This window comes from Streptomyces diversicolor (assembly GCF_057537855.1).
Genome location: NZ_BAAJXA010000048.1, coordinates 32,015 through 44,889, shown reverse-complemented (window position 1 = coordinate 44,889; position 12,875 = coordinate 32,015). Strand labels below are relative to the sequence as shown.

Genomic DNA, 12,875 nt, shown 5'->3' with positions numbered 1-12,875 from the left:
CAACATGGACAAGCGCAACCAGGACAAGGGAGTTGCCCCGCACGCCACCTCTCATACGTTTCCCTGAGCGGCGCGCAGGCGCGCGCCGAGAGTCACCGGCGTGGACCAGCCGCACGGCACAGGCCACCCGGTCGGCGGCAGCGTGTCCGGCGTGGCGACGGCCCCGTTCAGTCCTCGACCGGACTCACCTGCCAGTCGGGGTGTCCGGGCATCGGCGGGGTGTGCGCGCCGTACAGCCACGGGGTCAGAAACGGTTTCAGGTCCCGGCCCGCGACCTCGGAGGCGAGCGCGATGAAGTCGCCGGTGCCGGCGGCCCGGCCCTGATAGCGCGTCACCCAGGTGCGTTCGATCCGCTCGAAGGTCCGCTCGCCGACCTCCTCGCGCAGGGCGTAGAGCACCAGCGCCGAGCCGTCGTAGCGGATCTGACGGAACAGCGAGGGCCCGGTGGGCTCGGCGGGCGCCCCGTCGTCGTGCCGCCACCGGTCGTGCTGCTCGTACGCCGAGCGCATCGCGTCCTCCAGGCCGGGGCCGCCGTGCGCGTCGCTGTACAGGCGCTCGTAGAAACGTGCGTGACCCTCGCTCAGCCACAGGTCGGACCAGCGCCGCAGGGCGACGCTGTCGCCGGTCCACTGGTGGGCCAGCTCGTGCACCAGATCCCGTTCGGCGGCGACCCGGTCGCCCAGCAGGGTGGCGCTCGGCAGGACGGACAGCGACTGTGTCTCCAGCGCCACCGGCAGGTCGGCGTCGCCGACCAGAACGCCGTAGCGCCGGAAGGGGTACGGGCCGAGCCGCTGTTCCAGCCACTCCAGATGCTGCGGGGTGAGCGCGCGGTACGCGGCGGTGTCGCCGACGAGGTGCTGCGGCACCGCGTCCCGCACGGGCAGCCCGCGCGGGCCCCGGCCCTCGGCGAACGTGAACCTGCCGATGGCCAGCTGCACCAGCTGTGCGGCGACCGGCTGCTCGGAGTCGTAGGTCCAGCGGGTCCGGCCGTCGGCCTTGCGCACCCGCTCGACCAGCCGGCCGCCCGCCACCGCGGTCAGCTCGGGCGGGGTGGTGACGCGGAAGGTGACCGGGGCGCGCAGGCTCGGGTGGTCATTGACCGGGAAGACCAGTTTGGCGCCGTCGGGCTGGAGACAGAGCACGGTGCCGTCGGCCGTCGGCATCCAGCCGTAGTCCCCGATCGCGTCGTCGCGGTGGCGCTGCTGCGTCGGGTCGGCGGTGTAGGAGACGTGCACGGTGAAGGCGGCGCCGTCCGGGATCGGCCGGGCCGGGGTGACGACGAGTTCGTCGCCCTCGCGCACCGCCCGCGCGGGGGCGCCGTCCACGGTGACCGTGTGCAGCGCGTTGCCCGCGAAGTCGAGGTCGAAGCGGGACAGCGCCTGGGTGGCGGTGGCGCTGATGGTGGCACCGGCGGCGAACGGCGTACGGGGCGCCCGCCAGTCGAAGTCCAGGGTGTAACGGCGCACCGTGTAGCCGCCGTTGCCGTCGAGCGGCACGAGCGGGTCGCCGATGCCCGGGGCGCCGGGGGACGGGACCGTGACCGGCGCGTGCGCACCGGAACGGGCGGGGGCGCGGCGGCCGTCGTGGGGGAGGGTGCCGACGAGGAGTGCGGCACCGGCGATCCCGACGGCACCGGTGAGGACGAGGGACGACGCCTTCGTGATCTTCATGGCCGCACTATGGCAGCGCCGGGTGGTTACAGCGACTTAAGTCCCCATATGCCCCTTTTGTGCGACCCCTTCTGTATGTATCCCTCCTGTACGTATCCCTTCTGGCGGATGAGGGGGTGTGCGGGGACGGAACGCCGGCGGGCGCGTGATACGGCGTCAGCCCAGGCACAGCACCAGCACGCACAGCCGCGGCGGCTGCGCGGCCGGCGCCGCAGGCTCCGGGCTGCTGGTCTGCGGGGTGTCCTGGGCCGGCGCGGGGGTGGTGGCGGTCTCGGGGGCGCTCGGCTGCCGCGCCGCCGTACTGGTACGGGCCGGGTCCGACGCCGCGGCGGACGGCGTGGCGCTCGGCTCCGCCGGTACGGAGGTGACGACCGGGCGGGGCGCGCGGGCGGCGTCGGGGTGGGTGCCCGACGGCGTCGCACGCGGCGCGGTGGCCGCCACGGTGCGCTGCCGAGGGACGCCGCCGGTCCCCGGGTCCTGCGAGCGCGGAGCGCCGGTCGAGGTCCGGTCGGCGGTCGGCGGCGCCGTGGGGGGCTGCTCCGGCAGCTCGTCCGCGAGGCCCATGCTGCGGTTGTCCGGAGCCGCCGCCGCCTGCGGCCGGGCGGCCGAATGACGGTCCATCGAGACGACGGTGAGGCCGCCTCCGACGAGCGCGACGGCCGTCGCCACCACGGCCCGGCGCTGGCTCTTCTTCCACCGGGCCCGCTGCCGGCGGCGCGCGGCGCGTCCCTCGCCCGTGGGCGCCGGACTGCCGACGTCGTCGGCCGGGAGCGCGGCGTCAGAGGCGTCCGTGGCGTCGGGCGCGGTGCCGGGTTCGTCCGGCGGGGCCGTGCCGTACCAGGAGTCCCACGTCGCGGGCGGCCTCGCGGCCGGGGCGTCGGCCGCGAGGACCGGCAGGGCCGGCGGGGCGGAGGCGGGGAGTGCGGTGGTGTGCGGTGCGATGTCGGGGGCGTAGGCGCCGCACCCGGGACACACCAGGGCGCCGTTGAGGTATCGACGACACGAGGAGCAGTAGTCCATGCGCGGGCTTCCTGGATCGCTGGCGCCGTGGGCCCGTCGGGGCACGGCCTGGTCGCGCTCGCACACCGGGCGAGCGGCCAGCAACGGTAACGAGCCTTTCGAAAGTCTGTGTGCAGCCCGTGTGCCGCTCCTGCGCAGATTCCCCGCACCCGGTGGGGGCGGGCCGCGCCGCGGGGGTGTTTGCGGGGGCGTGGGCGGTTGAGGTGGTTGAGGTGGTTCGCGGCGGCGGGGCGGCCCTTGGCAGCTGTGTGCGCAGGCGGGTGTGGGTGCGGGGTGCGGGGTGCGGGGTCAGCCTGTTTTGCCGCCCCAGCGGGTGTCCACGCGCTCCCACTCCTTCGCCCACTGCTCCATGCGGCGGTGCTCAAGCCGGGCGCGGGCGAACTGGGCGCACCCTGCCACACCGCCGGCCGTGGCCACCGCCACCAGGACTCCGGTCCAGGCCGACTGGAACGTCGCGTCACCGCCGGACAGCGGCTTCGACGTCAGCTTGCCGTGCGCGTCCGTCCACACCGTGACCCGGGTGCCCTGCGGTGCGCCGGGCGGTACCTCCGTCCGGGCGAGGTGTGTCGAACCGTCCGGGGACTGCCAGCGCACGGGGGCCCAGACATGACCGCCGTCCAGGGTCTGCGCGGACGGCCCGGCCGGTGCGTCCTGGGTGACGAAGGCCGCGACCGGGTGCCGCTCCGTTCGCTGCTGGGCCAGGTCCCTGCCCACCGTGGACGCCGCCGCCACGCCGGCGAGCGCGCTGCCCACCAGGGCGATCACCCACGCCGCGAGCACGAGCCAGGCTTCGATCAGGTCACTGCGGCGCCTGAGCGGATTGCGGCGCCAGCGCCAGGCACGTACCCGGCGGAGCTGTGTCCTTGCCATGGTCGACACCCCCTTGCGGCACCGACGGGCCACCCCTCGCCTTTCAGTGTCCTCCTGTGACGGCGCGATGGCAGGTCCTACCCGGAGTGGTCCGTCGGCGTCGGCCCGGGCGGCGTCGGGACGGCCGGCGGGGCGGTCGCCGTGGGCAGCGGCTCGGGGACGTCCTCGGACCGCTGGGAGGTCGCCTCGTCGGGGCCCGCCGGGGTACCGCCCGTGCCCGCGGGCAGCGACGAGAGGGCGGACAGGGCCAGCGCTGCCCCGGCGATCGTGCCGAGGACGCGGCCCACCCGGCGGCGCCTGGCGGGGCCGTCCAGGTCCCGCCAGGCCGGGCCGTACGACAGTTCCCGCGGCTGCCACAGCTCGCCGACCGCGTCGGGCTCCGGTGCCGCCGCGGCCCGCTCGCGTGCGGACGGCTCCCTGGGCGCCGATCTGCGGATGGCCCGTTCGGAGTCGTCGAGGAACCGCTGCCACACCGTGTCCGGGACGGACGGAGTGCCGTCGCTCCCGCCCGTCGGTCCGCCGCTGTCCGGTTGCCGAGTGGACACGCCGCCCCCTTCTCCTCGCCCGTCGCGTCCCCACCCGGAGGACGGCACCGAACGCCGCCGCGTTCCCTCCGACCGCCCCACACGTACGACTGCCTACCGACGGGCGGCCGGGGCGGCGCGGCGTACGCGAAGAAAGAAGAAAGGCGTACGCGAAGAAAGAAGAAAGAGGCGGGGAAAGACGCGGGGGAAGGAGACGTACGCCGGAGCTTGGGCCTCCGGCGGAGTGCCTGAACGACACCGGCGCCTGACCAGGGTCCCCGCTGCCGCGTTCCGCCTGCCGGCGGCGCCGCGGGCATGATCACGGTGGGGGTAGGGGTGACGCTTCCGCGGTCCCTGACGGCGCGGGCCGCCGCGGCGGCTACCGGCACAGGGCTGCGCACCGCGTCACCGGCCGGTGCGCGCCAAGACCGCCGTCCTCCAAGAGTAGGTGCGTGCCGCGGTGGCCGAAGGTCCGGGCGACGGGCCGGACGCCGTTGCTCGACGCCGGGGCGGCATCCGCGTCCGGGATCGCCCCGCGCACCCCCGCCCACTTGGCCGCGCGCACCGCCCCTGCGGGGGCGGCCTCACCGTCGCGGCGATCGCCTCGGCCGGGTCCCCTGCGCACCACGGCGAGCCCGGCCGCAGCACCCCGCGCCCGACGACGGAGACCCACGAACGGCCGGGCTCCCCACCGACACCGTCCGCCCCCCGGCCCGCCACGAGCCCCGGCGCCCACGGGCCTCGCTCCCGTGAGCCCCGCTCCCGTGAGCCCCGCTCCCGCGGACCCGGCGGCCACCGGGTCCGCAGCGGCCCGCATCCGCCCGGACCGCCCGGCTACGGCCAAGGACAGCCTCGCCCACTGCCATGCGTACGAGCAGGTCCGGCGCGCTGGTCGGGGCGCGACGCGCACCGGTCGGCGACTGCGGTGCGGGCCCCTGCCGGGGAGGGGGTCAGCCTGATGAGGGGCTTGGGGTGGGGGACTTGGTGTTGATGTTCAGGTCGGGGCGGGGGGTCAGGGCGACCACCGGGGCGCCGGCCTGGGGCGGCGGCGGGGTGAGCTGGTCCTTGGGGAGCTTGGGCGGCGTGGTCTGCTGGAAGTTGACCTGATCGAAGTTGATCACTCCGGTCTTCTCCAGCACGGTGATGTGGTCGAGAACGGTGTCGTTGGCGAGGTCGGCCAGCTCCCGCACGAGGGTGTTCTGCGTATTGGCGCGGATATTGGCGATCGCCGGGAAGATCTGCCCGTGGGTGACCCGCATGATGTTGGCGGCGGTCGTGTCGAACTGCCTGCCGGACTGCGCGGCCGAGGTCTCCACGAACTGCTGCTGTTGCGGCGTGGCCTGGTTGGGCAGGGTGATGCCGAGTTCCGGGGCGATCTTGCGGCACAGTTCGTCCAGCCCCGCGTGCCCCACGATCAGATGCTTGCCGGCCTCCTTCATCTGCGGGGTGGACCCCTTCTTCAGCGCGATCTCGCCCAGCGGGTACTCCCACAGCCCGGCGGAGCGGACCTTGACGACGAAGTCGCGGTCGGCCTCGGTGAGCGGCCCGTAGCGGGTGTTGGCGATGATCCGGGAGGGGCTGCTCGACGTCTTCTGCACGCCGAGCATCGCGGGATAGGCGAGGGCGGTGAGGGTCATGCCCAGTGCGCCGGCCACGAAGACGGTGCCGATCGTGCTGCGGGACATGCGCATGGTGCCTCCTGGGGCGAACGACTCGTACCACGAGGTACGAGGCGACCGTGACGGCCGATCATCCGCGCCGGGTAAAAAGTGCGGCCTGACGTGTGGTGTGCATCACATTGCCGCGGTGGGGTGGCGCGGCTGCCGAGGTGACGGGGCGTTGTCGGTGCCGGCGAGTAGGTTCGGGCCGATCGCAGTCGCCGACGCACAGCAGGAGGCAGGGATGGCCGAGGTCGTCCTGTTCCATCACGCACTCGGGCGCACCCCGGGGGTCACCGGCTTCGCCGACGAGCTGCGGCGGGCCGGGCACACGGTGCGGACCCCGGACCTCTTCGAGGGCCGTACGTTCGACACCCTGGAGGAGGGGATGGCCCACGTCCGGCGGATCGGGTTCGGTGAGGTGATCGAGCGCGGCGCCCGCGCGGTCGAGGACCTGCCCGCCGAGCTGGTCTACGCCGGGTTCTCGCTGGGCGTGCTGCCCGCGCAGATGCTGGCGCAGACCCGGCCGGGGGCGCGCGGGGCGCTGCTGTACTACGCGTGCGTGCCGGCCGCGGAGTTCGGCACCGGCTGGCCCGAGGGCGTACCGGTCCAGGTGCACGGCAAGGAGTCCGACCCGTTCTTCGCCGGTGAGGGCGACCTCGACGCGGCGCGGGCGCTGGTCGCGTCGGCGGACCGGGCCGAGCTGTTCCTCTACCCGGGCGACCAGCACTATTTCGCCGACCCCACGCTCCCGTCGTACGACGCCGAGGCCACACGTCTGCTCCTCGACCGCTCGCTGACCCTGCTGCACACCCTGGACACCCCGACGCCCCGGCAGCCCCCGGCTTCCTAGGACCGCCCCCGTCTTGCCGTCACCCCCGATACTTTCGTTGTTGCGCAAGGATGGGAACCGTGCGGGCGGGGAGCGCGTTGGGAGGAGTGACGGTATCGACGGATCACACCGGAAGGACGAGCCGTGGGAATCTCCCTCGCCAAGGGCGGCAACGTATCGCTGAGCAAGGAGGCGCCGGGCCTGACCGCCGTACTGGTCGGCCTCGGCTGGGACGTGCGCACCACGACCGGCGCGGACTACGACCTGGACGCCTCCGCGCTGCTGCTGAACGCGTCCGGCAAGGTCGCCTCCGACGCGCACTTCGTCTTCTACAACAACCTCAGGAGCCCGGACGGCTCGGTGGAGCACACCGGTGACAACCTGACCGGTGAGGGCGAGGGCGACGACGAGAGCATCAAGGTGAACCTCGCGGCCGTACCCGCCGACATCGACAAGATCGTCTTCCCCGTCTCCATCCACGAGGCGGAGCTGCGCGGACAGAGCTTCGGCCAGGTGCGCAACGCGTTCATCCGGGTGGTGAACCAGGCAGGCGGCCAGGAGATCGCCCGGTACGACCTGTCGGAGGACGCCTCGACCGAGACGGCGATGGTCTTCGGCGAGCTGTACCGGCACGGCGCCGAGTGGAAGTTCCGCGCGGTCGGCCAGGGTTACGCCTCCGGCCTGCGCGGCATCGCCGCCGACTACGGCGTCAACGTCTGACCCGACGACGCCCGCCCCGGGACGACGCCCCACCGCGGCGACGTCTGACCCGGGCGACCTCCAACCCGGGCGATGCCCGACGCGGTGATGTCCGGCCCGGGCGATGCCCGACGCGGTGATGTCCGGCCCGGGCGATGCCCGACGCGGTGAGGCCCGGCCCGGACGACGTCCGACGTGGCGACGTCCGCCCCTCGGCCTCGTTCGGCCTGCCCGCGGTCCGCCCGGTCGTGGGTGGGTCGGCGGCGCGGGCGCGGGAACCTGGCGGTGGTCGCCTTCGTTGCACCGGTTCCACCCCCCTTTCAGGAGGAGCACCAGCCTTGTCCGCCAGACCGACGGACCCCCCGGGGCACAGTCCCCGACCATCCCGCCAGAACGTTTCCGGGCACGGCACGGGGCGGGGTGGTGTTCGATGAGTGCCGCGAGCGCGTCGCTCGGCCTGCTCGCCGTGTTCGTACTGACCGCCGCCACCGGCTATTTCGTGGCCCAGGAATTCGCCTACGTCTCCGCCGACCGGCTCGCCCTCGCCCGCCAGGCACAGGCCGGCGACAAGAAGGCCGCCCGCGCCCTGAAGGTGCTGGAGCGGCTGTCGTTCATGCTGTCCGGCGCCCAGCTCGGCATCACCGTCACCGGACTGGTGGTCGGCTTCATCGCCGAACCGTCGGTGTCCGCGCTGCTCCGGCCGGCGCTGTCCGGGCTCGGCCTGCCCGGCGCGGCGGTGAGCGGAGTCTCCGTCGTGCTCGCCTTCGCCGGGGCCACGGTCGTCCAGATGGTGCTCGGCGAACTCGCCCCGAAGAACCTCGCGATCGCCGTACCGGAGCGGCTGGCCAAGGCGCTCGCCGGGTCCACACTGGCGTACCTGAAGGTCGTCGGGCCCGTCGTGCACGTCTTCGACGGCGCCGCGAACAGGCTGCTGCGCAAGGCCGGCATCGAGCCGGTCGAGGAACTGCACCACGGCGCCACCCTGGAGGAGCTGGGCCATCTGATCGGCGAGTCACACCAGCGGGGCGAACTGCCCAAGGACACCGCCGAACTGCTCGACCACGCCCTGGAGTTCTCCGAGCGCACCCTGGACGAGGTGATGGTGCCGCGGGCGGACGCCGTCTTCGTCCGCAAGGACGCCACCGCGGCCGAGGCGGTCGACCTGATCGCCGCGCACGGGCACTCCAACTACCCCGTGCTCGGCGACCACCCGGACGACGTCGCCGGAGTGCTCGGCGTACGGGAGCTGACGTCCCTGCCCGCCGGGCGCCTCGCCGCCACGACCGCGGGCGCGCTGGCCCGGCGGCCCCTGCTGCTGCCCGACACGCTGCCGCTGCCGGACGCCGTGCGCCGCATGCGCGAGCAGGACGACGAGTTCGCGGTCGTCCTGGACGAGCACGGCGGTGTGGCCGGCGTCGTCACCTACGAGGACATCGCCGAGGAACTGGTCGGCGACATCGCCGACGAGAGCGACACCGTGACCGAGCCGGCCGTGGCCGACGGCACCGGCTGGCTGGTGGACGCCGGGCGCCGACTGGACGAGATCGCCGAGGCGACCGGGATCGAACTGCCCGAGGAGGAGGACTACGACACGGTGGCCGGCCTGATCGTCGACCGGCTCGGCCGCTTCCCCGCCGTGGGCGACCGGGTCACCGTCCCCCTCGCCGACGGCGGGCGGGCCGTCCTGGAGGTCCGCGGACTCGACCGGCACGTCCCCGAACGGGTCCGCCTGGAACGGGCGCCCACCGCCGGCGCCGGCACCGGGGCCGCGCACGAGGAGGGGCAGGCATGAGTTTCCCGATGGCGCTCTTCGTCACCGTGCTGCTGCTGATCGGCAGCGGATTCTTCGTGGCCGCCGAGTTCGCGCTGGTGGCCGCCAAACGGCACCGCATGGAGAAGGCCGCGGCCGACGGGCGGCGCGGCGCGAAGGCGGCGCTGGCCGGCATGCGCGAGCTGTCGCTGATGCTGGCGGGCGCCCAGCTCGGCATCACCGTGTGCACCCTGGGCCTGGGCTCGGTGTCCAAGCCCGCGATCTCGCACGAACTGGACCCCCTGCTGCACCGGGTGGGCCTGCCGAGCGGAGTCAGCTACGGCGTCTCCTTCGCCGTCGCCATGATCGTGGTGGTCTTCCTGCACATGGTGGTCGGCGAGATGGCCCCCAAGTCGTGGGCCATCGCCCACCCCGAGCGGTCCGCCATGCTGCTCTCCCCGGCCTTCCGTGCGGTGGTGCGGGCCGTACGGCCGCTGATCCGGGTGCTCAACCGGATGAGCAACGCGCTGGTCGCGCTGTGCCGGGTCACCCCGCGCGACGAGCTGGCGGCGGTCCACAACCGCGAACAGCTCACCCATCTCGTCGCGGAGTCCGAGCGGCTCGGCCTGATCAGCAAGGGCGACTCACAGCTGCTCACCACCTCGCTGACCGAACCGCTGAACCCGGTCGCCGCGCTCCAGGTGCCGGCCGACCGGATCACCGCCGTGCCGGCGGACGCGGACGCGGACACCGTCCTCGCCACCGCCGCGGCACACGACCGCAACCGGCTGCTGGTCCGTGACGGCGACCGGGTCGTCGGCTCCGTGCACGCCCGCGACGCGCTGATCGCGCGATCCCGGGGGCGTGGCGTCACCGCCCGTGAACTGGCGCGGCCTGTACCGGAGTTGACCGAACGGGACACGGTGAGCGAGGCGATCGAGCAACTGCGCAGACACCGGGCCTCGCTCGCCGTGGTCCGCGACGGCGCCGGCCGCCTCACCGGCCTGGTCACCCTGGACGACCTGCTCACCCGCCTCCTTCACCCCCAACCGACACCCCATCCGACCCCCTGACGAGGACCGCGTGAGGACGACCACACGGGGGGCGACACCCTGACGACGACCACGTGACGATGACCACATGTGAGCGGCGCCGCGAGCACGGCCACATGGGGGCGACACCGTGACGATGACCACATGCGGGCGGCGCCGTGCCGTCGGGCGCGTGAGCCCGGCGCCACGGCGACGACCGCGTGACGACGGCCACATGTGGGCGGCGTCGTGGCGAACAGGCGGCGCCGTGCGTCCGGTTCGCCGTGCGGCGCGCTCGCTCGCGGGGCGATCGGCGGGTGGACCCGAGGTGTGAGGTGAATGCGCGGTGTCGCCTCACAGCCGTGGCCCGCCCGCGGCCGGCGCGTGCGTCGCCGTCACCTTGAGGTCCGTGTGACGTTCGGTGCGCCTGGCGCGCTGAAGACAACAGTGCACCTATGTGTCTGGTGTGCTTCCCGTGACATCTACCGCGGGTCCGGTGTGACCCTCAGCGGCCTCTTTAGGGGTGGATTACGTCGTGAGTCGTCGTACGTCGCATGCGTACAGACCGTTGAGCCTGAAGCGCCGGGCGTGGCTGACGCTGGGGGCGGTCGTCCTGGGCGGCGGAGGCGTGGTGACCTACGCCGTCGCCAGCCCCGCCGACGGACACGGATCTTCGGCCCGCGCCAAGCGCCCCGCGAAGGTCTACGCGCTCGCCCTGAAGGGCGCCGCGAGCAACAAGCGGGAACTGGCCCGGACCAGCACCCAGCAGTTCTCGATGCTCGGTGTCTCCTGGAAGGGCGCCGCCCAGCGGCTGGACGGGACCGCGCAGGTGCGCACCCGCAGCCTGGCCACCGGCGAGTGGGGCGCCTGGCATGACCTGGAGGTGAACGCGGACCCGCCGGAGGCCCCCGAGGCCGAGGCGCGCGGCGCCTCCGAGCCGCTGTGGGTCGGTCCCTCCGACGGCGTCCAGGCCCAGGTCGTCCGCAAGGACGGCTCGACCCGCGCGCTGCCCCCGGGACTCCAGGTCAACCTGGTCGACCCGGGCGTGGTGACCGACGCCGAGACGAAGTCCGGCGGCGACGCCGACCCGGCCGCCTTCGCCGTCGCGGAGAGCACCGACGCCACCTCGACCGACGCCACCTCGACCGACTCCGCGTCCCCGACGACGAGCGCGTCCCCCTCGGACTCCGCGTCCGCGAGCGCGTCGGCGTCGGCCTCCGCGTCGGCGTCGGCGAGCGCGTCCGCGAGCCTTCCTCCGGCGCCGCCGTCCACCGTGCCGCAGCCGCCGATGGTCTCGCGGGCCGGCTGGGGCGCCGACGAGTCCATCAGCCCCGACCCGTCGGAGTACAACGCGGACGTCAAGTCCGTGTTCGTGCACCACACGGACAGCGCCAACGACTACTCGTGCGCCGACTCGGCGGCGATCGTGCGGGGCATCTACACGTACCACGTGAAGACCAACGGCTGGAACGACATCGGCTACAACTTCCTGGTCGACAAGTGCGGCACCGTCTTCGAGGGCCGCAAGGGCGGTGTCGACCGGCCGGTGCTCGGCGCCCACACCTACGGCTGGAACCGGGAGTCCGCGGGCATCGCGGTGCTCGGCACCAACACCACCGTCAGCGCCTCGGACGCCACGCTGACCTCGATCGCCCGGGTCGCGGCCTGGAAGCTCGGGCAGTACGGCGCCGATCCCGCCGGGACCGTGCAGCTGACCGCGGGCGCGACCCAGAAGAACTACTTCGGCACCAGCTTCACCGCGGGCACCAAGTACACCTTCCCGCGGATCTCCGCGCACCGTGACGGCTACAACACCGAGTGCCCCGGCAACGCGCTCTACGCGCAGCTGCCGACGATCCGCACCCTGGCGGCCGGTCCGGTGCAGGGCCTGAAGGTCTCCTCGGTCTCCGGCGCCACCCAGAACGGCTCGACGTACTACACCAAGGGCGCCGTCACCGTGAAGTGGTCGGCCACCACGCCGGCCTCGCTCATCTCCCAGTACCAGCTGCTGGTCGACGGCAAGACCGTCGCCACCCTCGCCGGCTCCGCCACGTCCGCCGGCACCACCCTGGCCGTGGGCAGCCACACGGTGGCCGTGCGGGCCGTGCACCAGTCCGGCAGGACGGCCACCAGCGCCTCGGTGAAGGTCGTGGCGGACACCACCGCACCCACGTTCACCAGCTCGCCGAAGCCGTCCCTGCGCACCGGCACCGTCAACACCACCGCCGTCCCGGTCACGCTCGGCTGGAAGGCGGCCGACGAGACCGCCCTGCGGCAGGTCAAGCTGCTGTCCCCGACGGCCGTCACCTTCGGCCCGACCACCACCAGCTCCCCCCGCACCGCCACGTCCGGCTCCGCCACCACCTGGTCCATGCGGGCCTACGACTGGGCCGGCAACTACCGCACCTCCTCGCCCTCCTACACCCCCGTGATCCTCCAGGAGAGCTCCGCCACCAAGACCGGCACCTGGTCCACCCGCTCCAGCTCCAGCTACCTCGGCGGCAAGTCGTACTCCAGCTCCGCCAAGAACGCGAGCCTCACCTGGACCTTCACCGGCCGCTCCGCCGCCTGGGTGGTCTCCCGCGCCTCCGGCTCCGGGCAGGCGTACGTGTACGTCGACGGCGCCAAGACCGCGACGGTCGACCTGAAGTCGTCCAGCACGCTGTACCGACAGGCCATCTGGACCAAGACCTGGTCCAGCAGCGCCAAGCACACCGTCAAGATCGTCGTGGTCGGCACCAGCGGCCGCCCGACCATCACCACGGACGGCCTCGTCTACATCAAGTAGCCGTCATCGAGTGGCTGTCATCGAGCAGCCGTG

General features: G+C 73.5%; 10 protein-coding genes. 5 read left to right on the top strand and 5 right to left on the bottom strand.

Annotation, left to right across the window (positions count from 1 at the left end):
• Nucleotides 1-167: 167 nt before the first annotated feature.
• The 5 genes from AC27LF_RS38145 to AC27LF_RS38125 all read right to left on the bottom strand — a co-directional run bounded on the left by AC27LF_RS38145 (nt 168) and on the right by AC27LF_RS38125 (nt 5,775).
• Nucleotides 168-1,670, bottom strand: a complete 1,503-nt coding sequence (locus AC27LF_RS38145; RefSeq protein WP_479661557.1) for a M1 family metallopeptidase — start codon at nt 1,668-1,670, stop codon at nt 168-170.
• A gap of 156 nt (nt 1,671-1,826) precedes the next feature.
• Nucleotides 1,827-2,690 carry an SCO2400 family protein gene (locus AC27LF_RS38140; protein WP_479661556.1) on the bottom strand — a complete coding sequence of 288 codons (864 nt, stop codon included), beginning with the start codon at nt 2,688-2,690 and terminating at the stop codon, nt 1,827-1,829.
• A gap of 288 nt (nt 2,691-2,978) precedes the next feature.
• Nucleotides 2,979-3,560, bottom strand: coding sequence for an Rv1733c family protein (locus tag AC27LF_RS38135; RefSeq protein ID WP_479661555.1), 582 nt, complete (start codon nt 3,558-3,560; stop codon nt 2,979-2,981).
• Between the two features lie 77 nt (nt 3,561-3,637).
• The gene (locus AC27LF_RS38130) at nt 3,638-4,105 is read right to left on the bottom strand and encodes a hypothetical protein (RefSeq protein WP_479661554.1); all 468 of its coding nucleotides are present in this window, start codon (nt 4,103-4,105) and stop codon (nt 3,638-3,640) included.
• 929 nt (nt 4,106-5,034) lie between these two features.
• A complete protein-coding gene (locus AC27LF_RS38125) occupies nt 5,035-5,775 on the bottom strand; it encodes a DUF4142 domain-containing protein (RefSeq protein WP_479661553.1) in 741 nt (246 codons plus the stop codon).
• A 211-nt stretch (nt 5,776-5,986) separates the two neighbouring features.
• Between AC27LF_RS38125 and AC27LF_RS38120 the strand changes: the two genes are divergently transcribed.
• From AC27LF_RS38120 to AC27LF_RS38100, 5 genes are all read left to right on the top strand, one after another.
• Nucleotides 5,987-6,595, top strand: coding sequence for a dienelactone hydrolase family protein (locus AC27LF_RS38120; RefSeq protein ID WP_479661552.1), 609 nt, complete (start codon nt 5,987-5,989; stop codon nt 6,593-6,595).
• Nucleotides 6,596-6,718: 123 nt separating this feature from the next.
• The gene (locus AC27LF_RS38115) at nt 6,719-7,294 is read left to right on the top strand and encodes a TerD family protein (RefSeq protein ID WP_479661551.1); all 576 of its coding nucleotides are present in this window, start codon (nt 6,719-6,721) and stop codon (nt 7,292-7,294) included.
• A gap of 409 nt (nt 7,295-7,703) precedes the next feature.
• Complete coding sequence (locus AC27LF_RS38110; RefSeq protein ID WP_479661550.1) at nt 7,704-9,065, top strand: hemolysin family protein; 1,362 nt, start codon at nt 7,704-7,706, stop codon at nt 9,063-9,065.
• A complete protein-coding gene (locus AC27LF_RS38105; RefSeq protein WP_479661549.1) occupies nt 9,062-10,096 on the top strand; it encodes a hemolysin family protein in 1,035 nt (344 codons plus the stop codon). The genes AC27LF_RS38110 and AC27LF_RS38105 overlap by 4 nt, the downstream gene beginning before the upstream one ends.
• Before the next feature lie 532 nt (nt 10,097-10,628).
• Nucleotides 10,629-12,842, top strand: a complete 2,214-nt coding sequence (locus AC27LF_RS38100; RefSeq protein WP_479661577.1) for an N-acetylmuramoyl-L-alanine amidase — start codon at nt 10,629-10,631, stop codon at nt 12,840-12,842.
• Nucleotides 12,843-12,875 lie beyond the last annotated feature (33 nt).

What these genes read in the sequence shown, in the direction of transcription:
- AC27LF_RS38145 (WP_479661557.1), bottom strand. Translation starts at nt 1,670, where the DNA reads ATGAAGATCACGAAGGCGTCGTCCCTCGTCCTCACCGGTGCCGTCGGG.
- AC27LF_RS38140 (WP_479661556.1), bottom strand. Translation starts at nt 2,690, where the DNA reads ATGGACTACTGCTCCTCGTGTCGTCGATACCTCAACGGCGCCCTGGTG.
- AC27LF_RS38135 (WP_479661555.1), bottom strand. Translation starts at nt 3,560, where the DNA reads ATGGCAAGGACACAGCTCCGCCGGGTACGTGCCTGGCGCTGGCGCCGC.
- AC27LF_RS38125 (WP_479661553.1), bottom strand. Translation starts at nt 5,775, where the DNA reads ATGCGCATGTCCCGCAGCACGATCGGCACCGTCTTCGTGGCCGGCGCA.
- AC27LF_RS38120 (WP_479661552.1), top strand. Translation starts at nt 5,987, where the DNA reads ATGGCCGAGGTCGTCCTGTTCCATCACGCACTCGGGCGCACCCCGGGG.
- AC27LF_RS38110 (WP_479661550.1), top strand. Translation starts at nt 7,704, where the DNA reads ATGAGTGCCGCGAGCGCGTCGCTCGGCCTGCTCGCCGTGTTCGTACTG.
- AC27LF_RS38105 (WP_479661549.1), top strand. Translation starts at nt 9,062, where the DNA reads ATGAGTTTCCCGATGGCGCTCTTCGTCACCGTGCTGCTGCTGATCGGC.